Annotated in this window: 20 protein-coding genes; 8 read left to right on the forward strand and 12 right to left on the reverse strand. The window is 50.4% G+C overall.

The annotated features are described in order from the left end of the window. Positions 1 to 99 precede the first annotated feature (99 nt). Positions 100 to 651 carry a hypothetical protein gene (locus tag ACW9SV_RS21880; RefSeq protein ID WP_479558915.1) on the forward strand — a complete coding sequence of 184 codons (552 nt, stop codon included), beginning with the start codon at positions 100 to 102 and terminating at the stop codon, positions 649 to 651. Positions 652 to 831: 180 nt separating this feature from the next. Then, positions 832 to 1536, forward strand: a complete 705-nt coding sequence (locus ACW9SV_RS21885) for a ferritin-like domain-containing protein (protein ID WP_479558916.1) — start codon at positions 832 to 834, stop codon at positions 1534 to 1536. Positions 1537 to 1606: 70 nt separating this feature from the next. On the opposite strand, the gene ACW9SV_RS21890 is transcribed toward ACW9SV_RS21885, so the two are convergent. The 12 genes from ACW9SV_RS21890 to ACW9SV_RS21945 all read right to left on the reverse strand — a co-directional run bounded on the left by ACW9SV_RS21890 (position 1607) and on the right by ACW9SV_RS21945 (position 13082). Continuing rightward, complete coding sequence (locus tag ACW9SV_RS21890) at positions 1607 to 2284, reverse strand: porin family protein (RefSeq protein WP_479558917.1); 678 nt, start codon at positions 2282 to 2284, stop codon at positions 1607 to 1609. Between the two features lie 234 nt (positions 2285 to 2518). Beyond that, positions 2519 to 3010 carry a hypothetical protein gene (locus ACW9SV_RS21895; RefSeq protein WP_479558918.1) on the reverse strand — a complete coding sequence of 164 codons (492 nt, stop codon included), beginning with the start codon at positions 3008 to 3010 and terminating at the stop codon, positions 2519 to 2521. Positions 3011 to 3265: 255 nt separating this feature from the next. Then, the gene (locus ACW9SV_RS21900) at positions 3266 to 4186 is read right to left on the reverse strand and encodes a M20/M25/M40 family metallo-hydrolase (protein ID WP_479558919.1); all 921 of its coding nucleotides are present in this window, start codon (positions 4184 to 4186) and stop codon (positions 3266 to 3268) included. Positions 4187 to 4499: 313 nt separating this feature from the next. Further along, positions 4500 to 5429 (reverse strand): M48 family metalloprotease, encoded by a 930-nt coding sequence (locus ACW9SV_RS21905; RefSeq protein ID WP_479558920.1) that lies wholly within the window; start codon positions 5427 to 5429, stop codon positions 4500 to 4502. A 222-nt stretch (positions 5430 to 5651) separates the two neighbouring features. Further along, positions 5652 to 5906: a hypothetical protein gene (locus tag ACW9SV_RS21910; protein WP_479558921.1), complete on the reverse strand. Its 255-nt coding sequence runs from the start codon at positions 5904 to 5906 to the stop codon at positions 5652 to 5654. Positions 5907 to 6046: 140 nt separating this feature from the next. Then, a complete protein-coding gene (locus ACW9SV_RS21915) occupies positions 6047 to 6433 on the reverse strand; it encodes a CZB domain-containing protein (RefSeq protein ID WP_479558922.1) in 387 nt (128 codons plus the stop codon). A gap of 134 nt (positions 6434 to 6567) precedes the next feature. Beyond that, positions 6568 to 6909, reverse strand: coding sequence for a cupin domain-containing protein (locus ACW9SV_RS21920; RefSeq protein WP_479558923.1), 342 nt, complete (start codon positions 6907 to 6909; stop codon positions 6568 to 6570). Positions 6910 to 7022: 113 nt separating this feature from the next. Continuing rightward, positions 7023 to 8045 (reverse strand): SDR family NAD(P)-dependent oxidoreductase, encoded by a 1023-nt coding sequence (locus ACW9SV_RS21925; protein WP_479558924.1) that lies wholly within the window; start codon positions 8043 to 8045, stop codon positions 7023 to 7025. Positions 8046 to 8049: 4 nt separating this feature from the next. After that, positions 8050 to 8979 (reverse strand): non-homologous end-joining DNA ligase, encoded by a 930-nt coding sequence (gene ligD / locus ACW9SV_RS21930; RefSeq protein WP_479558925.1) that lies wholly within the window; start codon positions 8977 to 8979, stop codon positions 8050 to 8052. Between the two features lie 344 nt (positions 8980 to 9323). After that, complete coding sequence (locus ACW9SV_RS21935; protein ID WP_479558926.1) at positions 9324 to 9866, reverse strand: hypothetical protein; 543 nt, start codon at positions 9864 to 9866, stop codon at positions 9324 to 9326. 104 nt (positions 9867 to 9970) lie between these two features. Continuing rightward, a complete protein-coding gene (locus ACW9SV_RS21940) occupies positions 9971 to 12223 on the reverse strand; it encodes a GH92 family glycosyl hydrolase (RefSeq protein ID WP_479558927.1) in 2253 nt (750 codons plus the stop codon). 307 nt (positions 12224 to 12530) lie between these two features. Then, positions 12531 to 13082 carry an NUDIX domain-containing protein gene (locus ACW9SV_RS21945; RefSeq protein WP_479558928.1) on the reverse strand — a complete coding sequence of 184 codons (552 nt, stop codon included), beginning with the start codon at positions 13080 to 13082 and terminating at the stop codon, positions 12531 to 12533. A gap of 160 nt (positions 13083 to 13242) precedes the next feature. On the opposite strand from ACW9SV_RS21945, the gene ACW9SV_RS21950 reads away from it, so the two are divergent. The 6 genes from ACW9SV_RS21950 (at position 13243) to ACW9SV_RS21975 (ending at position 20399) form a co-directional block, all read left to right on the forward strand. Further along, positions 13243 to 13701, forward strand: a complete 459-nt coding sequence (locus ACW9SV_RS21950; protein WP_479558929.1) for a DUF2059 domain-containing protein — start codon at positions 13243 to 13245, stop codon at positions 13699 to 13701. A gap of 283 nt (positions 13702 to 13984) precedes the next feature. Beyond that, complete coding sequence (locus ACW9SV_RS21955) at positions 13985 to 14812, forward strand: phosphatase PAP2 family protein (protein ID WP_479558930.1); 828 nt, start codon at positions 13985 to 13987, stop codon at positions 14810 to 14812. A 263-nt stretch (positions 14813 to 15075) separates the two neighbouring features. Beyond that, positions 15076 to 15873 carry a dienelactone hydrolase family protein gene (locus ACW9SV_RS21960; RefSeq protein WP_479558931.1) on the forward strand — a complete coding sequence of 266 codons (798 nt, stop codon included), beginning with the start codon at positions 15076 to 15078 and terminating at the stop codon, positions 15871 to 15873. Positions 15874 to 16187: 314 nt separating this feature from the next. Next, complete coding sequence (locus ACW9SV_RS21965) at positions 16188 to 17993, forward strand: glycoside hydrolase family 3 protein (RefSeq protein ID WP_479558932.1); 1806 nt, start codon at positions 16188 to 16190, stop codon at positions 17991 to 17993. 100 nt (positions 17994 to 18093) lie between these two features. Continuing rightward, on the forward strand, positions 18094 to 19383 hold the full coding sequence (locus tag ACW9SV_RS21970; protein ID WP_479558933.1) for an exo-beta-N-acetylmuramidase NamZ family protein: 1290 nt from the start codon (positions 18094 to 18096) through the stop codon (positions 19381 to 19383). Positions 19384 to 19412: 29 nt separating this feature from the next. Next, entirely contained in the window at positions 19413 to 20399 is a 987-nt protein-coding gene (locus ACW9SV_RS21975) for a sulfatase-like hydrolase/transferase (protein WP_479558934.1), read from the forward strand. Positions 20400 to 20433: the final 34 nt, after the last annotated feature.

The raw sequence follows: 20433 nt of genomic DNA on the forward strand, positions 1-20433 counted from the left end.
TTTTTTATTTGCGAACACAAAGCAGTAATTTTGAAATCTTTAGGAGCGATAAGCAGCCGCTAAACTCCTGATTCGATTTATAAGAAAAGAATAAACTGTATGCCCGTTCCCTCCGCTGACTTCAAGCAGGCGTTGAAAAAATTGAGTGAGAAAGAGAAGGAAGCCCTGGTGCTGCGTCTGGTCAGGAAAGACGCGGAAGCCTATGATACCCTCGCTTTTGAGTTGCTGGAGGAGGTGACTTTGGAAACCCTCTTTGAGAGAAGCTCAGAGACCATCCATGACATCATGTTTACTGTCTCGGGCCGTTCTTTGAGCAAAGCTCTGAATCGCGGTCTGAAGAAAGCCACCCAAGAAATTGCCCGGTACCAGCGCATCACCAAAGACCGCAAAGGCGAGGTAGAACTCCACCTTTACTTACTGAACCTCATCTTTGACAACTTCACCGGGCAGTTTGAGAGCATTTACAAAGGGTTCTATGTGGCCACCGCCCGGTTGGTCTTGCGTGCCATGATGCTTATCCAGAAACACCTCCACGAAGATTACCACCTGGAGTACCAGGAACAACTTAACACGTTCCTTACCGATTTGAATGGCCGCAGCAAACGCAGGCAATTGCCGTTCAACCTGCCTTTGCAGTTTGAGATAGGTTAAAAAGACCTCTGTTTAACGCCTCAACTAAATGCCAGAAGCGCTTTAAGGCTGTTTTGACCTAAACCGGTTAAAAGCCCTTAAAGCGCTTAATAGATTCTACCTATATAGAGCCTTTATATTTTTCTTAAACCTGTCACGGTAGTTCACGTTCATTAAAGCTCATAAACCATAACCGAACGTATGTCAACTAACGAGAAACAAAAAGTCGTGGAGGTTCTGCAAGAACTAAACGAATTTGTACATGATGGCCTGGAAGGCTACGAGCGTGCCGCCCGGGAAAGCACTGATTCACTTCGGCAAGATGCGTACCGTCGTTTTTCACAGCAACGTCTGGCTTTTGCCAATGAACTGAACCAAATCATTCAACAACACGGCGGCAGCCCCGAACGTGATACTACCGCTAAAGGAAAGCTTTACCGTCAATGGATGGATTTTAAAGCCACCATCACGGGCAGCAGCGAAGAAGCCATCTTAGGTTCCTGCATTTACGGTGAAGAATGGGCTCAGAAAGCCTATCGGGATGCCCTGGACCACGAGTTACCGGCCGAGGTGCGCGGCACTATCTTACGCCAGAGAGAGGCCTCTACCGATGTTTTAACCTACCTGCATCAGGTTTGGGAATCTGCCGGGTATGAAGAGCCAGCCCCAACCGGCCTAACCGCTGCCACCGCCCTTACTTCTGCTCCAAACAAAACCTGGAGAACTGCTTTGTATGTGGCCGCCGGAGCTGCGGGCGTAGCCTTGGTGTACGGCCTGGTTACCAAGAGAATCTCTGCCGGTCGCTTACTTTCCAGCGTAGGCAACATCACAGCGGGTATTGTAGGTGCTGTTAGGCAACGTGCCGGCAATACAGCAGGTGCCAACTCAAACAAAGGAAATCAATAACAAAAAAACGGCGGACAATGTCCGCCGTTTTTCCTCATCCTATAACACATTCACTACAACTAAAATCTCTTTAGAATCTGAAACCAACAGAGGCTTTAAACCCGTGGTTATATGATTTATAATTTGCGTTGGCATCTATGGTAGTGAACCCCATGTCATAGCTACCTCCTAGATTTAACCCATTCTGGAACTGGTATCCGGCCCCTGCCGACATCCCCAAATCCACTTTCCGTTGGCTGTTCTGCCATTCAAAGTCATTGTTGTAAGCAGAAAACCCAAAAGCACCCGCATTCACGTTTACTTTATTGGAAAGCAGGAAAGACACCTGCGGACCGGCAAACAAGTTAAAACCACTTCCCAGGTAAACTTTGGCCAGTAATGGCACATCTATGTATTCTGCTTTATTGGTAAGCGTTACCTTGGCATTGGCGAATTGAGCAGCATCACCGGGGACTCTACCTTCCAAAACCATGCCTTTCTGAGAGTATTGCACGCCAGGCTCAAATTCAAACCCGTTGGCCACCGGAATACTCAGGAAAGCCCCCGCGTGGAAGCCCTGCCGCATTCTGGTCTGCACATTGCCGTCTGTGTACTCCAACAGATTCCCGAAGCTTTTCACGGTCTCTCCTTGCCATCCGGCTACGCTGTAACCGCCCTTAATACCCACTTTCACGTCGCCACTCTGGGCGAAACTTTTGTTAAGGAGCCCTGCCAGCAGAACTACCATTATTAGTAATGTCTTTTTCATGTCACTAGTATTTCCTGATTGAACCTCGCTTTGGGGTTGTATCTGCCCAAATGGAAAAACCGTGCCAAAAACGCTTCATTTTCTTTAGACCATCTTCAAACGCCTCCAAACCATTTCTTTAAATGTCTGAAAATAAAATAGTTAACTTTTATAAAAATTCATCAATCCTATTAAAAGCAGAAGCGCCCCGTCTATTAAAAGACGGGGCGCTTCTGCTTTTAAAGCTTAGGACTTCTATAATTTAATGAGTTTTACGTCTTCCCAGTAGCCCATGATTTTGTCATTAGGGCCTACCAGGATGTCTACCCGATCTTTGATGCGGTGGTGCATGGCGTCTCTGACCACATAGATGCCATCTAGTTTGTCTGAGATCCCTTCCACCTTTACAGAGTCGCCGTAATCTATCTTGCCTCCCCAACGGGCCAACAGGTTTCTGGAGAGCGCCAACCAACGGTGCTTTCCGGGGTTTTGCTCGTTTATCTTGGAGCCGTCGGCGGTGATGAGGGGGTCTTCATCCGTTTGCTCCTCTACCGGGAAATAGACCGAGGCATCTACCTTGATATGCTCCATTTCCTCTGTCATCGCTCTAGGAGCGGAAGCTTTCATGGCTACCGGGTGATGCTTGATGGCGGGCATCGCCGGTGCCTGCGTAGTAGACCCCGAAATTTCTTTCAGAAATGGGAGAATTATTAAGAGAATAAATCCATACGTTTGATTCTTGACCATGCTTTCGTTGTTGGTGAAACATCGGTTTTGGCACTAAGTCTTAAACGATTTATATTTTACAGGGTTATGAATCTGTAAAAAATGCAATTCAAACGTTTGGGCGGCTTTTCTGCACATTACGTGCCAAATCTTGCCCTATTGGATTTAAAGAAAGGAATGTGGTAAAATCAAAAATTCCGTTTTTAACGCATTTTCATCAAATGAGTCAAAAACGGAATTTTATGTTAACCAGCTAGTTAGCTACGCTTAAGGTCTTTACAAAGGCAACTGCTTATCTAACACCTGCACCGATCGCATAATTGTTTCTACGGCTTTCAGGTAGAAGGCTTGATGGATGTTCCTGAATTCATCGGTTTCTTGGTGGTAATGCGGATGGTCCTCTACCCCAAAGTAGATGAACGGGATTTTGGCATTATGGAAGCTGCCGTGATCAGATTGCAGAGTCCAGTCATCATGGCCCTGCTCTGGGCGGTCATGGCCGAAACGCAGGTTCAATCCCTCTGGCACGGCCACCTGCTCTAACATCGGTTTAAAGGAAGGATGGTGGTACGTACCGGAAGCATACAGTTCGTTTTTCTCAGAGATGCTGACCATGTCCAGGTTTACGTCCAGCAGAATCCGTTCTTTCGCAAACGGCAGGTTGGCCACGAAAGCTTTGGACCCCTGCAAGCCCTGCTCCTCAGCATCAAAGGCGACAAACACCAAGGTATGCTGCGGCTTTTGTTTCTGGAAGTGGGTAGCTAGCGCCAGAATAGCCCCAATGCCTGAGGCATCGTCATCCGCCCCATTATAAACTTTCCCGTTGCGGGTACCAACGTGGTCATAGTGCGCCGAAACCACAATCACTTTATCTGATTTCCCCTGGATCATGCCCACCAGATTTACCCCGTTTACGGTTGAAGTGGAATTACGTGGTGCAAAGGTGAAGGTGTGTTGGTACTGCTGTCCTACAGGTTTTAACCCGATACTTTGGAAGCGCTGCATCAAGTATTGCTGGGCCTTGGCATGGCCTGGGGTGTTGGGCAAGCGCCCTCCCAGAGAATCGGCGGAGAGGATCTCCACGTCTTTCAACACTTGGTTTGTCTGATACACTTCTTGGGCGCAAGAAGAAAGGCTTACGGTGCTAACGCTGATAGAGGCCATTAACAGGCCCTGCAGGAAGGATAAACGGTTCATGGGTAAAAGGTACGGCAAAAAACGAAATCTTGCATCTGCCGCCTCAAATTGCTACTGTTTTGGGGCTGTTTTCAGGAGAAGAGGCCTAGAACAGAAAACCATCCTTTTCAGCGGGAGAATATAGAGAAATTTTCAGCGACAAGCCTGCCGCATTGGTTGGATTGGATGCGAGCCAGAACTTCTGGGTAGATGGTCACAGCGTTTTGGGTTTACTTTAAAAAAACAACCGGCTTTGCACGTCTACCTGGCCTTAAAACAAAAACGCTACCTTCTGGGAGGAAGGTAGCGTTTGTAGGTATTAGAAGGGAGCGGCTTAGGTGGTGGTCAACACACCCACGCGCTGGCCTTGTTCATTCAACAGCAACCCATCTGTACTCACGAACAGGTAAGAGAAGTAACGGCTCTCCAATACGTAAGGGAATTTGCTGCTTTTTGTTTTCTGCAGTTTACCAATCACTTCCATGCCTTGTGACGTCTCGCGCACCAGGTTATAAGAAGTAGTTACGTAGATTCTCTCCTGAGGAGCGCTCTGCAGTTTCACCTGACGAAGGATTTGCTGAGAAGGCATTCTGCTAGAAGCTGAACTACGTCTGCTGGCAGTGGTAGCCACTGGCTGTTCGGTGAAAACAGAGCGGTTAGCCGCAGCTACAGTACGGTTTGGAGTACCAGCCTTGGCACTAGCCAAGATCTGCTCCTGCGCATTCCGCCAGCCTCTGCTGATGGCAGTCAGGCGAGAGCTCTTGCCAGGGTGCGTGTAAGAATCTTCCTCCTCGGCCAAGGCTTTGATCGCCGCCTGGGCTTCGCTTAGAGAAGCGCCCATTTTTCGCAGCACAAAACCTGAGAACTCATCGGCCTCCAACTCATCTTGCTGGTTACTGCCCCCTTGAGAGAGCGTATGACCATTCAAATGGTGCCCAATCTCGTGTGCTAGAATGCTAATCCCAGCCCAGTCGGTTCTAAGCGCGTTGTTCAGCGTGCTCACAAAGTTCTCGTTGTAGAGAATATAGCGTTTGCCGTTCATGATCACGGCAGCCGCGTTAGGAACGTTGGCAGCGCGCACCTCAAACCGAGGCTTCAGCCCTACCACGTCAATTATTTCGGTGATGATATCTCTGGCCCCAACTGGAGCAGGCGCTGCATATGTGGTGGCAGCTCCTCCCTTCGTGTCAGCCACAGCCGGTGTCGCCACCGAGGCACCAGTCAGAAACAGACCGGTTAGTACTGATAAAAGAACCTTTTTCATATGCTTTTCCATGTAGTTTTATAACAGAAGAACACGCTAATTGATTCAACGTTAAGCCTGCCAAATCATTGCGTATACACCTAATAGCAAGTTCTCTGCCAGTTTTAGAAAAACAGCCTTTAAACACCCGTTTGATGCGGTGTTTAAAAAATATTTTTTTAGTTCCGTAGAAAGCACAAAAAAGCCCTCAGATTTGCTCAAAGGGCTTTTTCTATCAACTGATTAGTAGTTGTTTTCTTGGTTTGAATCACCATCGTTGGTGTCTCTTTCGTCTATGGTGTTGCCACCGCCGGCCTTCTCGGTACCAGAGAAGTTTTCATCCTGCTTGGTGGAGTCGTACCCAGTTACGTTTCTTCGGTAACTGTCATGGTCACTCACGTCCTGGCGCTGGTGCTCTGACTGCTTGCCCTGTTCCATCTGGTTTGCCGAGTTGTTGTTGTTTTCTTCGGGCCCGGGGGTATTTTCTTTATCTGCCATTTTCTTAAAGCTTAAGTAAAACATGTCTCCCCGACTCTTGATCGGGTCTGCCTACTTGTACTTAAGCCATAGCAAAAGGTTCTTGCAGGCGGTGTTGCCAGCCCTACTGTTTTCGTCTTTTTGGAAGGAAAACCAAAGTGTCAGGCTAGCGTCTTGCGCTCAATGACATCTAGTAAGTGTAGCAGCCGTTGGGCCGTAGCATCAATCTGGGACAGATCTTTGAGGGCTTCTTCCTGTTTCCCTTGTTGGTATTGCTGCCACAAACGGCGGGCAATCACGTGCATTTCATTGTGCACCCGTTCAAGATCCTTCACCTCTGGTAAATGCCCAATTTTGGGCATAGCTACGTCATAGATCCATTTCCCGAGGGAGCACCCGGTGGTAGAGATTACCGGTTCAGTGTCAATATTGGCCCCGTACAGCAAAGCCCGTAGCTTTGATTTGAACAGGACGTGCTTGATGCGCGCCTGCTCAAAATCAAGCCTTCCAATACTATCAAAGTAATCTTGTTGCTCTGCTTTATCCATGCTCTACAAAGGTCAATGCCACTTTACCGCTATCTGAAGCACCTCGCACAATTTTATAAGTATCTGGGACATTACACAAGGGTCTTCCTTCCGGTAGGCAAGGAAAATGGGTTTCTAGAAGGATAGTGGATTTCTCAGCCCTCATCCCGGCCTTTCACGTGGGCTGGAGGGGTAGTTGCCTCCACGGCTGTGAACTCCTCCAATATCTTATAGGTATGGGAGGCGCCTTTAGGCACCACATAGGAATTACCCGGCTCCAGAATGACAATTTGTCCTTCTGAGTGCAATTCGGCCCGCCCTGATATGACAAAACCTACCGTTTCGTACTCCCGACGCACCTCTGGTTTGGCATCTCCGGGCTGTTCTCTCTCCCAGAGGCGCATAGAAACGGTTTTGCCCGAGGCCAGGTATTTTTCTCCGTCGTCCCCTTTAGGAGAAAACGCGCTGTCTATTTTGATAACAGTGGTATCACTCATATAATTTTAAATTTGGTAAGACTGTATATACGGCAAAAAGTTGATTTGTACTGGAAAACAAGCACATACCTTGGCAGGCCTACCCTAATCACAGATGTGCTGCAGCCGTTTGCCTATAGCTCGTTGTTCTCGCGGGCTGCTTTCTGATTGGGGGCGTTCAGGGGAGATTGCGTCAGTTCTGTCTCGCTTTCATACCCCCGCACGGCTTGCTTGCCAACTCCGCCCGGCCCGGGCAAGAACATATTCACCAATCCCATCAAATCTGCGGTAGTCCCCGGGAAGAGGCCATGCAGCGTGCTGATAAACTTTGCGTTCAAGCCCAAGGTGACTTCTGATTTCCCGTAACGGCAGGCGTCTATGATGTCTTGGGCAGCTTTCGTGGCGGCAAGGGAGATCATGGGGTTGGCATCCATTAAAGCAAAAGCGGTGTACTCTTTTTCGTTCTGGCCTTTCACGAAGGCGTTGCGCGCACTTCCCGTACGCATCAGGCCCGGGTTGATGGTGGTGACGTAGATGCCGTCTTTCAATAACTCAGACCTGAATCCCTCAGACATGCCCACCAGCGCAAACTTGCTGCCGCTGTAAGGCACCAAATGCGGAACGCTCACCTTCCCCCCCACTGAGGCAATGTTCACGATGCGACCTTCGCCGCGGGCCTTCATCTCCGGAATCACCTCCAGCATAGTGTACAGCGAGCCGAAGTAATGGATGTCCATGGCCGCTTTGAAATCCTCTACCGTCATTTCCTCCAGCGGCCCGGCCGCAATGATGCCGGCGTTATTGATGAGCACCTCTACAGGCCCAAACCTATCGTTGATTTCGGCAATCATGGCTTTTACCTGGACTTGGTCACTTACATCGCAGTTAAAGGCTAACATGTTGGCACCACCTGCCTCCAGTTCTTCTCTGGCGGCGTCAAGTTGCTCTTGGGTGCGCGAGCAAATGGCAATGTTGGCGCCCTGTTCCGCAAACATGCGGGCTAACACTAATCCTAGTCCGCGGCTCCCCCCCGTGATGAGGACAGTGCGGTCTTTGAAAGAGAATTCCTGTTTGCGGCGGTTGTAGGAACGTAAGGCAATCAATGCTCCCAAGGCTACCCCGGCAAGCAAAAGCGTGTTCTTGGTTCTGTTTTCCATAGTTTTATTTCTTCAGTCTTTTAAGGTATGCGGCTACGTCAATGCCTTCGCCCAGCACTGGTTTGAAAATATCACCCAGTTTCTTTACGCGGGCGGGCACGTTCTGTATGGTAAACTGCGAAGGGTGCAATCCGGTTTTAACTTCTTTCCATTCTAACGGGGTTGAAACGGCGGCGCCGGGTCTGGGACGCACGCAATAAGGCGCGGCAATGGTCTGGGCGATGGCGTTCTGCAAGAAATCAAGGTAGATCTGGTTCCGGCGCTCTTTAGGGCTGCGCTCCAGGCTAGTGAGGGTGGGCAGTTGGTCATGTACCTGCTGCACCAGGGCATGGGCCAGTTCTTTTACCTGGTCAAAAGGCCATTTGGCTGCCAAAGGCACGTAGAGGTGCATGCCCGTGGCCCCCGATGTTTTGGCATACACCGGAATCTCCAACTCATCCAGAATCTGTTTGGCCACCAACGCCGTCTCTACCACTTCCTCATAAGTATTCTCGCCGGGGTCCAGATCAATGACAAGGTAATCGGGTTTGTCCAGGTTCTGCAGACGCGAGTTCCAGGGGTTGAGTTGGATACAGCCTAGATTGTTGAGATACGCCAGTGCGGCCTTGTTCTGGCAAACCAAGTAATCTACCTCTTTCCCGGTCGATTCGGCTTTGATAGAAGTGGTTTGCAGCCAGTCAGGTGCTTGGTCTCCGGCATCTTTCTGGAAAAACCCGGGTTTGGTGATGCCGTTTGGGTGACGCAGCAAGGATTCCGGCCGGTCCTGCAGATAAGGCAACAGCACATCGGCTAAGGTTTGGTAATAAAGCACCAAGTCTTTTTTGGTGATGCCCTCGTCTGGCCAGTAGAGTTTGTCTGGATTTGAGATGGATATTTCATGGCCATCTAGTTCCAGCGTCAGCGCTTCTGCGTCGTTTTTCTGTTTTGAGCTCATTTTTGGTTTTCCAGCCAATTTTTAAGGTGTGGTTTTCTGGTGCGTCTCCTTAACCTATACCCCCTCTCCATGTACGACGACTTTGGCTTCTTAATCTTCCCTCATCCCTTTTGAAATCGCTACATCATCTGCCCACCAAAGAGCAACTCTGCAAAGGAGGCTCACAAATCAGTTTAAGGTTGTTTTCAGAAAAGCAGGCTTAAAAGTCTTTTTACGCAAGAAACCTTTTCTGGCTACAAGCCCTTAGTTGCTGCTTTTCAGGCGATTTCAGAGAAACAGTGGTAAAACAGAAGGCCTGTCTCTTGCTTAGAGACAGGCCTTCTGTTTGCTTTCATTACTATATCTTAATTGGTACGGGCACCACGGCCCGCTACATCAGGGTCATTGTTTTGGTCTTTTCCGCCTTCATTGGGCGAATATTTCTGGTCATCTGGGTCTCCGCCGTGACCAGCGTGCCCACTGCTACGGCCTCCACCAGTACCGTCGTTTCCGTTGTGGTTTCCTTTGAAGCCGCTGTGGCTATCGCTCAAACCACCGGCGTGGGTTCCATAACCAGTGTCTTTGTCACTTTCAGCACCGTGGATGGGCCGTTTGTGTTCAGTGGGATGTTTGCCCAATTCCTGCTCTCTCTCGCCGTAACCGCCACCTCTGCGGCCTTGGATGTCTCCGCCGCCGTTAATCTCTACGTGCGGGGTTCCTCCATCTTCTTTGCCATTGAAGTCTACGAAATCGCCATCAGCGTCATAGTTAGCGGTATTTCCGCCTTCGGCTTTGGTACCGTAGTTATGATCGGCGAAAACTCCGTCACCGCGGTTACCGTCTTGGCTGTTATTGCTTCCATCGCCGTTCATTTGTGGCGTGCCCTGGTCTTTATTTTGCTCTTCCATAGTATAGTCAGCTTAAAGGGTGATACAATAAACTTGTGTACCTGTTTACGGGAGGAAACCGGGAGAGTTAATTTAAGGACCAATTTTACCGAACGGGAGTTCTCTCAATTGCGCCCAGACATGGAGGGCGGATAGGCTTCTGGTGAGGTTCCCCAAGCTTTGTTGGGCTGCGGTCCCATAACAAATTTGAGGTCTCCGCCTTGCATCACTTCTGCATGGGTAATGTACGTGCGCGCCAAAGGCTTGCCGTTCAGGAAGACCTGCTGCACATAGATGTTCTGCGGACTATTGTTTTTGGCGGTGATCTCAAAGGACTTGTTACCCGCGACCTTGATGTTAGCCTTGGTGACGAGCGGGCTGCCCAACACATAATTCCCGTCTGCCGGATTAACGGGGTAGAAGCCTAGGGCACTGAACACATACCAGGCACTCATCTGGCCGCAGTCTTCGTTCCCCGAGAGGCCGTCTGGATGATTGCGGTACATCTGATCCATGATTTGGCGCACTTTCTGCTGGGTTTTCCAGGGCTGACCGGCGTAGTTGTAGAGGTACGCAATATGGTGGCTGGGCTCGTTTCCGTGGGCGTACTGGCCAATCAAGCCCGAAATATCCGGAGACACGTTCTCGCCGGTCATCTGAGAGGTCACATTAAAGGTGGAGTCCAGATGCTGAACAAAGCGTTGCTCTGAGTTAAACAAGTTAATGAGGCCTTGCACATCGTGGGGCACAAACCAACTGTGCTGCCAGGCGGTGCCTTCAATGTAGGTTCCTTTTTCGCCGTGTTCTGAGTAAAAGGGATCAAAAGGTACTTTCCACTTGCCATCGGCGTTCTTGCCGCGCATGAAAAGTGTTTGGGAGTCAAACAGCGGTTGGTACGAAAGTGCCCGTTTGCTGTATTTCTGATAGTCTGCCTGTTTCCCCAGCTTTTTGGCCACCTGGGCAATGCACCAGTCATCAAAAGCGTACTCCAACGTCTTGGTCACAGAGAACCCATCTTTGTCAGCGGGGATGTAGCCGTAGCTCCGGTAGAAGTCGGTGCCCCGGATGTTCTGCGACGCGCTGGCCACCATGGCTTGGTACATCTCCTCCGTTTTTTCGGGCAGGTAACCTTTAAGGAGCGCATCGGCCAGCACGGGCACGGCATGGTAGCCGGTCATGGTGTTGGTTTCATTACCAGACAATTCCCAGACAGGCAATAAACCCAGTTCTTTGTAGGAAACCTGCAGAGAGTTCAGGAAATCTGGCAGCCGCTCTGGTTGGGTGATGGTGTACAAAGGATGCGCCGCCCGAAACGTATCCCATAGCGAGAAGACGGTGTACCGGTTGAAACCTACTTGCCGTACCGTATCTGAATTGCCTTTGTACTGCCCTTTCACGTCTGAAAACAAAGACGGAGCCACAAAGGAGTGGTACAGCGCCGAGTAAAAGATGGTGTCCATGGCCGGGGCTATGAAATTGGCCTCTATCTTTTCCAGTTCACGCTCCCATTTCGCTTTCCCGCTAGCGGCTACTTTTTGAAAGTCCCAGCCCGGGATCTCAGAAGCTAGATTCTGCAACGCTCCTTCTATACTAGCACTGGAAATAGACACTTTCAAAAGCAACGGTTTCTCGCCTTTAGAGAACAGGAAAGCGCCCAAGGCTTTCTCCCCGGTTACTTCCTTTCCCGTTACCCGCTGCCCATTCTTCTTCAAAATATGCTTTTGCACCGGTTCTGAGAAAACAGCCGCAAAATAGACCCACTGCTGGTTTGCCCATCCGCTAGACCTGCGGAAACCGGTGATAAGCGTATCATTTACCAGGGTGATGGTAGTCTGGGTTGGTTTGTCCCAGTTGATGGCGAAGCCCAGGTCAAGGCTGATGGCTTTTACTGAGTCCTTGGGAAAAGTGTACTGGTGGAAACCTACCCGGTCAGTGGCCGTGAGTGCCACCTTTATCTTGTTCTCCAACGTAACCGTGTAGAAACCCGGGGTAGCCGTTTCCTGCTGGTGGCTGAACTTCTGACGTTCCTTTTTCTCCACCGCGCCCGCATAATAAGGCATCACGGAGATGTCGCAAAGGTCGCCAATACCCGTCCCGCTCAGGTGCGTGTGGCTGAACCCCGCAATGAGGCTGTCTGAATAGTGGTACCCCGAGCACCAGTCCCAGCCTTGGGTTCCGTTATCGGGGGAGAGTTGCACCATCCCGAAGGGCATAACCGCCCCCGGATAGGTATGTCCGTGCCCACCGGTTCCGATAAAGGGATTGACGGTACTTGCCCGCCCTGCGCGGGAATCAGGCTGTGACGTTTTCCGGAAGGCACAATTCGTAAATAAACTCCCTAACAAGAGCAGGCAACCTAAGTAGTAGTGTTTGTTCATGGGGTAGAACCGGTGAAGATTAGGCCAGAAATTTACTTCACAGGAACCTGAGAAACTACAGGCCGGGCGGCAGAACTTTTAGAATTAAGACTGAAAGCTCTTACAAAGCTCAAAGAACTCACCCAGGCAGCGTTTTTACAGTGAAAGCCTTTTGCCTGAGTTATCTGGAGATTTCCTCAACGGGTATTCAAAAGGCAAAGCCCCGTCACCGCTTGATTCAGCAGGACGGGGCTTTGCCTTTGTGGTTTTAGCTTTGTTTCTCAAAATCGGCTTTGAATCGGCCTTTGTATGCAGGAAGGTACTAAAGTTAATCTTTTCCGTTGGTCTGATTCATGAGTTTGGGAAGCAGATTGGCTTTGGCCCACTCGGCGGCCAGCAGGGTTTTGCCATCTATAAAAAAGTAGTTGGAGAGTTCCTCGGGGGAAAGCTCCAAGGTTTTGATATCCTCGTTCTCCTCGTCTTTGCCGCCGCCTTCACTTGTTTTCTTGCTCACCTCGGCGTAAAACAAGTAAAGTTTTTCAGCAAAGGCGCCCGGCGAAGGGTAAAACTCATAGATGGGCTGCAGGTGATCTACCGCATACCCTATCTCCTCTTCAATCTCCCGGGTGATGGCGGCATCTGGTTTCTCGTCCTCACTGTCCAGCATGCCGGCTACAGCTTCCACTAAATCCTGCTCTATGGCTGGCCGGAACTGTTTGGCAAAAATGAACTTCTGTTTCTTCGTGTCAAATACCAGCGCCGCCGCCGCCTGTCCCGTCTGGAACACCTCGCGTTTGAACTCGTTTTCCTGATCTTGCACGGTATACACCTGCAGCCGGTAATGGCCCTCGTAAACAGTATCTTTTTTGGTTATTTTCATAAATTAGGATAATCTAAAAGTGCTCTAACGATTTGCTTTTCCTGTGGTACGCATACGGTTCCAAGCGGTTCCTGCCCAAAGGGTGGCTTAAATAAATACCTTGCAAAACTGGCTATTCTGCTACCTGTTACGTACCTATGAAACAAATCTACCTTCTAAAATGAAAAAATTCTTCTCTCTTTGGGTTCTTCTGCTGGTGGTTTCAGCAGGAAGCGCCATGGCGCAAACCCAAAGCAGCCACTACAAAGCAGCTGAAACCTTGCTCCTGACCATGGGCAGCCCCAAGACCATTGATGACAACCTTCAGCAGATGTTGACCATGCAGATGGAACAAGTACCTGCCATGAAAGCCGCCGAATTAGAAGTGCGGTCTTTCTTCTCCAAGTACATGAATTGGGACGCCATCAAAGGCGATCTGATTAAGTTATACATGGATGAGTTCACCGAGAAAGAACTGAAAGACATGAATACCTTCTACCAGACCCCCACCGGTAAAAAACTAGCTTCCAAGCAGTCTACCATCACCATGAAAAGCGCCCAGATTGGGCAGTCCAAAGTAGAGCCCCACATGATGGAACTGCAGCAAGCCATTCAGCAGAAAATGCAGAATGATAACTAAACGCTGTCATTAATCGTAAACGTCATTTCCGTTTAAAAACAAAAAGCCCTTCGCCACCCCGAAGGGCTTTTTGTTTTTAAACAATTATCTATTAGCCAAACCGTTATCAGGCAAAACCACCCTTTCTCTGCTGCTCACCCCAAACTTTCACCGGATAAATCTGCTGGGTTGATGGCAGAGTTTCCAAGTTTCATCGAAAAATTGAACCTCCGGAAACTAAATGGGCTAGTTTCCACTTTCTTACAACATCTATCCCTTTGACTTTTAAGCTTCTACCCTGTTTATGCGTTCCCTCTTGCTCCTCGTAGCATTGCTATTCTTTACCAGAGTCTCTGTATTTGCGGCGTACCTGCCGGCAGATTCGTTAAAAGCACCCCAAGACACGTTTCGGCTGCAAAGCGCGCCCAAGCCTTCGTGGATTCAGCAACATCAAAGAATTTTGCTCAAGTCAACAGCTTCATTGGCGGTGGCGGGCATTTTCATCACCTCATATGAGCGGCTAGACCGGCCTGTCAGGCTTTTGTCGCAGGAAAACCGAACCATTGTGTCGAACAGAACCGCTAGTGTGTTGGAACCCTTTGGGAGGGCCGTACCACTGCATGTCACGTTTGCCACTATGTTTACCTTAGGAGCCTTAGCCAAGCGTCCCAAGATGCGGGAGGCGGCCATAGTAGGTCTGGGCAGTTTCTACCTCAATTCTCTGGTCACCGATAAACTGAAGAAATCCTTTCAGCGGCATCGGCCCAGTAACACCGAGGATAGCCATTTGTTTGACGGGGCGAACGGGGATGGCAGCAACACATCCTTTCCTTCCTCGCACACTTCCAATGCCTTTGCTGCTGCCACAGCCATTGCCTCGGTATACCGAGACAGCAAATGGGTGCCTGAACTCGCCTATGGCGTAGCTACCCTGGTGGGCTTGTCGCGCATCAATGACAACAAACACTGGGCTTCTGATGTATTAGCGGGTGCTGCGGTGGGCTACCTCTCCGGGAAAGCCACGTACTGGGGTTTTCAGAAAATCAAAGGGCAGCTTACCAAACGTAACTGGACCGTCTTGCCAGCCTGGCAGAGGGGTCAGGGAGGAGTAAGTGCCTCCTTGACGTTCTAAGCTTTGATCTGGTGAATTACCGGTTCTCATGGGCTAACACGTTCCAAAAGCAGATCATAATCAGAGATTGAACTTACTATCATCTGTCCACCTGGTTTACCAGAAGTAAGCACTTTCTTCAAAACAGGTAAGAAAAAGGCGGGTTCTTTCCTGAGTCTATCACAGGCGTAACTGCTACCTTCGTGGCGGTTACGCCAATCTTTTTATACCCGCTTTAAGTATAGAAACTGGCAACCTGCTTTGAACCTAAACTTTATGAAACCATGAAAAAGCTATCTATTGCTTTTGTTTTCCTTCTATTCTTTATGACACACCTTACCACGCAGGCCCAACAGATTAAAACCCAGTTGGTGGAGTACAAAGAGGGTTCTACCACCCTGGAAGGCTACCTAGCGTATGACGCCTCCAAAAAAGGAAAGCTACCGGGCGTGTTGGTAGTGCACGAATGGAACGGCCTCAGCGATTACACAAAGAAGAGGTGTGAGCAGCTGGCCAAAATGGGCTACGTAGCGTTCGCCGCCGATATCTACGGCAAAGGGGTAAGACCCAAAACTCCAGAGGCGATGGGTGCCGAAGCCGGGAAATACAAAAACAACATTCCATTACTACGCCAGCGGGTAAACGCCGCGCTGACCCAGTTAAAGAAGCAAACTAACGTAGATGGTGCCAAAGTAGCGGCCATTGGGTACTGCTTTGGAGGGACCACTGTTCTGGAACTTGCCCGCAGCGGGGCCGATGTAGCCGGGGTGGTAAGTTTCCACGGAGGTTTAGGCACCCCAAACCCTGCCGATGCCGCCAACATCAAAGCCAAAGTTCTTGTAGCGCACGGGGCCATTGACCCGTTTGTTTCTAAAGCCGAGCTTGACGGTTTCTTCAAAGAAATGAACGACGCCAAAGTTGACTACCAGTTCAACGCCTACAGCGGGGCAGTGCATGCCTTTACCAACCCAGAGGCGGGCGCTGACATCACCAAAGGCGCTGCCTACAACGCCGCCGCTGACCGCCGTTCCTGGGAAGCCATGAAGCAATTTTTTGCCGAGATTTTCAAAGAGAAGGCTTAAACGCATTTGATCATAAGCAGAAACGCCGTTCCCAGATTCATTCTGGGAACGGCGTTTCTGCTTCTAGCCCTTCCATTCAACTAAACATCTTGAAGAATACAGCTTTAGCGTGAAGGCATCTACCAGATCTGAAGTGCTGCGCGAATGAAGACCTACAAAGCCATCAACAGATCTTAAAAACATGCACGCTTGGAAACAAACAGATCAATTGCATCCCGCGCAAAACCATGAAGAATGGTTGCCGTAAGGTAAAGGCTTTTAGATGGGTCCCTTCCCCCAAGGGGAATCCAAGCCGTACCTATTGCCCAAGCCTCATGTTCAAACTTCCTGCGCACCGCCTGACTTTTCCCACGTACTGCCTTGTACTGTTTTTGACAGTTCTTGCTTTTTCGGCGTGTAAAAAGAAAAATCCGCACGCAGACGAGACGGTGGTTTTTAAGCCTCAACCCATCTCGCCGGAAGACACCATCAAATACCCCAACGCCCTAATCACGGCCCTCAACCGCAAGAACAAGTGGGTGGACTCTGTTTTCCGGCGGATGACCCCTGATGAGCGCATCACCCAACTCATGATGATTGAGGTGTTCTCCAACCAAGGACCCAAGCACGAGGCAGATGTCCTGCGCCTGATCAGACGCTACAAAGTGGGCGGACTCATTTTCTTCCAGGGAGGTCCTATCCGGCAGGCGAAAATGACCAACCGCTTACAGGCAGCCTCTAAAGTGCCCCTCTGGATTGGCATGGATGCCGAAAACGGAATTGGCATGCGGATGGACAGCGCCATGCAATACCCCTTGCCCATGCTCTTGGGGGCAATTAACAACGACAGTCTTATCTACCAGATGGGCGCCGAAATGGCGTTTGAGTTTAAGCGGCTGGGCATGCACGTGAACTTTGCGCCAGTGGTAGACGTGAACAACAACCCCAAGAATCCCATTATCAGCTACCGGGCTTTTGGCGAAAACAAAAATGATGTCAGTTCCAAAAGCCTGGCCCAAATGCTAGGCATGCAGGACAAGGGCATCATTGCCGTAGCCAAGCACTTTCCAGGGCACGGCGATACCGACGTTGACTCTCACTATGACTTGCCCGTTATCCCCTACGGCCGCGAGCGCCTTGACTCCCTGGAGTTGCACCCCTTCCGGCACCTGAGCCAGAGCGGGGTGGGCGGTATTATGGTAGGGCACATCCACCTGCCTAAACTGGATTCTACCGCCAATCTGCCTGCCTCCCTTTCCAAACCCATCGTTACAGGCATCTTGAAAAACGAGCTCCGGTACGCAGGCCTTATCTTCACCGATGCCATGGTAATGAAGGGAGTGACCAAATACTTTAAGCCCGGCGAAGCCGAGGTCATGGCTTTGGAAGCAGGAAATGATGTTTTGGAGCGTCTGGTTAGTGTACCAGATGCCCTGGAGGCTATCAAGGCGGCTATCAAATCCGGGCGATTGAGCCAGAAAGAGATTGACCGGCGTTGCAAGAAAGTACTGGCGGCCAAGTTCTGGGTAGGCCTGAACAAGTACAAACCCATAGAACTGGACAGCCTTTATCAGGACCTGCACGCTCCTCATGCCCATGAAATGCTGCGGGGCCTGGCAGAAGGCTCCCTTACCCTTCTGCAGAACAAGCGCAAAATGATTCCGCTGGAAGAGAAAAAGAAACGCACAATCGCCAGTCTGGCCGTAGGAGGTACCAGAACCACGTTTTTCCAAAAGCAGATTAAAACCAAACTGGCTACCCAGGATTTCTTTTTACCCCGCCGGAGCAACAAGAAATACCTGGAAAAGCTCAGGAAAGAACTCTTGAAATATGACTTGCTCCTGATCAGTATCTATGGCCCCAGCATCAGGCCCAGCAACAACCTGGGCTTTACCCCCGAGGAACGGGCCCTGGTGAATGAATTAGTCCGGAAGAAACGGAGCGTGGTGGTGCTGTTTGACAATGCCTATACCCTTAACCGCTTCCAGGATATCCACCAAGCTACGGCCCTGTTAGTGGGGTACCAGCAATTACCCGCCGTTCAGGCAGCGGCGGCTAAAATGCTCATGGGTGAGATCACACCCCAAGGCAAACTGCCTGTAACCGTAAATTCAAACTACAAATACGGCGACGGCCTGTAATTTCTTTCTCCTGGTTTATGCCCTGTTTTCTGTAAAACAGGGCATAAACAACCGTTAGGGAAATAGGCATAAAATCTTCTTCTTTTGCTATATTGGGGGTATGAAGCGACATCCCCTCACTGGCAGGTATTGGCTGCTGGCATTTCTCTTACTGGTTCATAATGCGGCATTTGCGCAGAAAAAGAAAGAGGCTAAACCTGCTGCCTCGGCAGAACGGGTAGTCATCGGCATTGAACGGTTGGTGACCCCAGAATTCCTTCCCTTTATCCAGAACCGGCGGGTAGCCATTCTTACAAACCATACCGGCGTGATGCCAGACAAAAGTCACCTGGTGGACTTATTGCATGCGCGCTCAGACGTTAAACTGGTGAAATTGTTCAGCCCTGAGCACGGCATCCGGGGCGAGGCCGATGACCACGTAGCCGATGACGTAGACAAGAAAACTGGCTTGAAAGTCATCTCCTTGTACGGCAAAGTGCGGAAACCCACCCCAGAGATGCTGAAAGATGTGGATGTCCTCCTGTTCGATATTCAGGATGTAGGGGCGCGGTACTACACGTACATCGCTACCATGCAGGCCGTGCTGGAAGCGGCCGCCGAGAACAAGAAACCCATGATTGTGCTGGATCGGCCTAACCCCATTACCGGTCTGTATGTAGATGGAGCGGTGGGCAAAAACGCGAAACAACCCGTCACCAATCCCAACTTTCTGCCCATCACGCATGGCATGACCGTAGGCGAGTTGGCCCGGATGTTCAACGGGGAACGAGCCGCCAAGAACCTGCCCCAAGCCGAGTTGATGGTGGTTCCCATGCGCCATTACTCCCGCGGACAGTGGTTTGACCAAACCGGATTGCCCTGGGTCAAGCCTTCGCCCAACATGATCAACCTGACCACCGCCACCCTTTACCCGGCAACCTGTATTCTGGAGGGCACCAATGTCTCTGAGGGCCGGGGCACCATGCAGCCCTTTGAGTTTATTGGCGCCCCCTGGATTGACGGCGAGAAACTGGCCAAACAACTCAACAGCTACAAACTGGCAGGCGTTACTTTTCAACCCATCCAATTCAAACCTGATAGCGTGGTAGACGGCATCCGGATCTATCCGCCCAAGTTTGTTGGGCAGACCTGTTACGGGGCTCAGGCCGTAGTCACCGACCGGAACAAGTTTGAGTCTGCCAAGGCTACCCTCTACATCATCCATGCCCTGAAAACCCTCTACCCTACCCAACTGGAATGGAAAAACAGCCGACTCGATGGACTCTGGAAAACAGATGTGACGCGTCAGCGCCTGCAAGCCGGCGATTCTCCAAAAGATATTTTATCGACCTGGGCCGATGAACTTACTTATTTTAAACAAGTTAGAGCAAAATACCTGCTATATCCGTAGTAGGCACGACACAAAGCTTACCAGATTTTATGATCCTTCGTTTCCCCGTGCACTTGCTTTCGCTTACCCTTGGTTTGTTGCTGAATTCCTGCCACTCTTCCACCAACACCACTCCTACCGTTCACTTACAGAAACCTAGCCAAACCTACGCCACACAAAACGTGGTGCTGGTGGTGATTGACGGCGTACGGTATTCAGATTCGTGGGGAGATTCTACCTTCGCCAACATCCCCCACATGGCTCAGGAGCTGGCTCCGAAAGGCGTTTTCCATCCGCAGTTCTACAACAAAGGAGTGACGAAGACCAACCCGGGGCACGTAGCCCTTACCACCGGCTATCACCAGCACATACAAAACAACGGAGATGAACTACCGGCGCTGCCGTCGGTCTTTCATTACTACCGGCAGCACACCGGAGCCCCGGCCACCGATGCCTGGGTGATTACCAGCAAAGACAAGTTGGAGATTCTGGCCCGCACCTACAGCCAAGACTCGGTGGCTACTTTTGAACCATCCGTGAGCTGCGGCAACAATGGAATAGGAACCGGCTACCGCCCCGATACCACCACCATCCGGATTGCCAAACAGGTCTTTACCCAATATAAGCCCAAACTGGTGCTTATCAACCTGCGCGAACCGGACTCTGAGGCCCATGAGGGCAACTGGGATGGGTACGTCAAAGCCATCAAACAGAGCGACCAATTAGTGGCCGATTTATGGAAATGGCTCCAAAAACAGCCCAAGTATAAAAACACCACCACGCTACTGGTGACCAATGACCACGGCCGGCACTTAGGCGACCGCTTTGAAGACCACGGTGACAATTGCGAAGGATGCCGGCACATTAGCTTATTAGTGCTGGGCCCCGATGTAAAAGCCGGAACCATTGCTACCAAACCCCGCTCCCAGGTAGATGTGGCGGCTACCATGGCTGAGCTTCTGGGTTTCCCGATCCCCAAGCGCGACGGGGAACCGATGCTGGAGTTGTTTGAGGCGGCTCCCATGCTGGGAGAATAAATCAAAATGCCGTTTGAGGCCTGTTTCTCTAAAA

The sequence above is a fragment of the Rufibacter sp. JT20002 genome (assembly GCF_056491185.1).

What these genes read in the sequence shown, in the direction of transcription:
- ACW9SV_RS21880 (WP_479558915.1), top strand. Translation starts at nt 100, where the DNA reads ATGCCCGTTCCCTCCGCTGACTTCAAGCAGGCGTTGAAAAAATTGAGT.
- ACW9SV_RS21885 (WP_479558916.1), top strand. Translation starts at nt 832, where the DNA reads ATGTCAACTAACGAGAAACAAAAAGTCGTGGAGGTTCTGCAAGAACTA.
- ACW9SV_RS21890 (WP_479558917.1), bottom strand. Translation starts at nt 2,284, where the DNA reads ATGAAAAAGACATTACTAATAATGGTAGTTCTGCTGGCAGGGCTCCTT.
- ACW9SV_RS21895 (WP_479558918.1), bottom strand. Translation starts at nt 3,010, where the DNA reads ATGGTCAAGAATCAAACGTATGGATTTATTCTCTTAATAATTCTCCCA.
- ACW9SV_RS21900 (WP_479558919.1), bottom strand. Translation starts at nt 4,186, where the DNA reads ATGAACCGTTTATCCTTCCTGCAGGGCCTGTTAATGGCCTCTATCAGC.
- ACW9SV_RS21905 (WP_479558920.1), bottom strand. Translation starts at nt 5,429, where the DNA reads ATGAAAAAGGTTCTTTTATCAGTACTAACCGGTCTGTTTCTGACTGGT.
- ACW9SV_RS21910 (WP_479558921.1), bottom strand. Translation starts at nt 5,906, where the DNA reads ATGGCAGATAAAGAAAATACCCCCGGGCCCGAAGAAAACAACAACAAC.
- ACW9SV_RS21915 (WP_479558922.1), bottom strand. Translation starts at nt 6,433, where the DNA reads ATGGATAAAGCAGAGCAACAAGATTACTTTGATAGTATTGGAAGGCTT.
- ACW9SV_RS21920 (WP_479558923.1), bottom strand. Translation starts at nt 6,909, where the DNA reads ATGAGTGATACCACTGTTATCAAAATAGACAGCGCGTTTTCTCCTAAA.
- ACW9SV_RS21925 (WP_479558924.1), bottom strand. Translation starts at nt 8,045, where the DNA reads ATGGAAAACAGAACCAAGAACACGCTTTTGCTTGCCGGGGTAGCCTTG.
- ligD (WP_479558925.1), bottom strand. Translation starts at nt 8,979, where the DNA reads ATGAGCTCAAAACAGAAAAACGACGCAGAAGCGCTGACGCTGGAACTA.
- ACW9SV_RS21935 (WP_479558926.1), bottom strand. Translation starts at nt 9,866, where the DNA reads ATGGAAGAGCAAAATAAAGACCAGGGCACGCCACAAATGAACGGCGAT.
- ACW9SV_RS21940 (WP_479558927.1), bottom strand. Translation starts at nt 12,223, where the DNA reads ATGAACAAACACTACTACTTAGGTTGCCTGCTCTTGTTAGGGAGTTTA.
- ACW9SV_RS21945 (WP_479558928.1), bottom strand. Translation starts at nt 13,082, where the DNA reads ATGAAAATAACCAAAAAAGATACTGTTTACGAGGGCCATTACCGGCTG.
- ACW9SV_RS21950 (WP_479558929.1), top strand. Translation starts at nt 13,243, where the DNA reads ATGAAAAAATTCTTCTCTCTTTGGGTTCTTCTGCTGGTGGTTTCAGCA.
- ACW9SV_RS21955 (WP_479558930.1), top strand. Translation starts at nt 13,985, where the DNA reads ATGCGTTCCCTCTTGCTCCTCGTAGCATTGCTATTCTTTACCAGAGTC.
- ACW9SV_RS21960 (WP_479558931.1), top strand. Translation starts at nt 15,076, where the DNA reads ATGAAAAAGCTATCTATTGCTTTTGTTTTCCTTCTATTCTTTATGACA.
- ACW9SV_RS21965 (WP_479558932.1), top strand. Translation starts at nt 16,188, where the DNA reads ATGTTCAAACTTCCTGCGCACCGCCTGACTTTTCCCACGTACTGCCTT.
- ACW9SV_RS21970 (WP_479558933.1), top strand. Translation starts at nt 18,094, where the DNA reads ATGAAGCGACATCCCCTCACTGGCAGGTATTGGCTGCTGGCATTTCTC.
- ACW9SV_RS21975 (WP_479558934.1), top strand. Translation starts at nt 19,413, where the DNA reads ATGATCCTTCGTTTCCCCGTGCACTTGCTTTCGCTTACCCTTGGTTTG.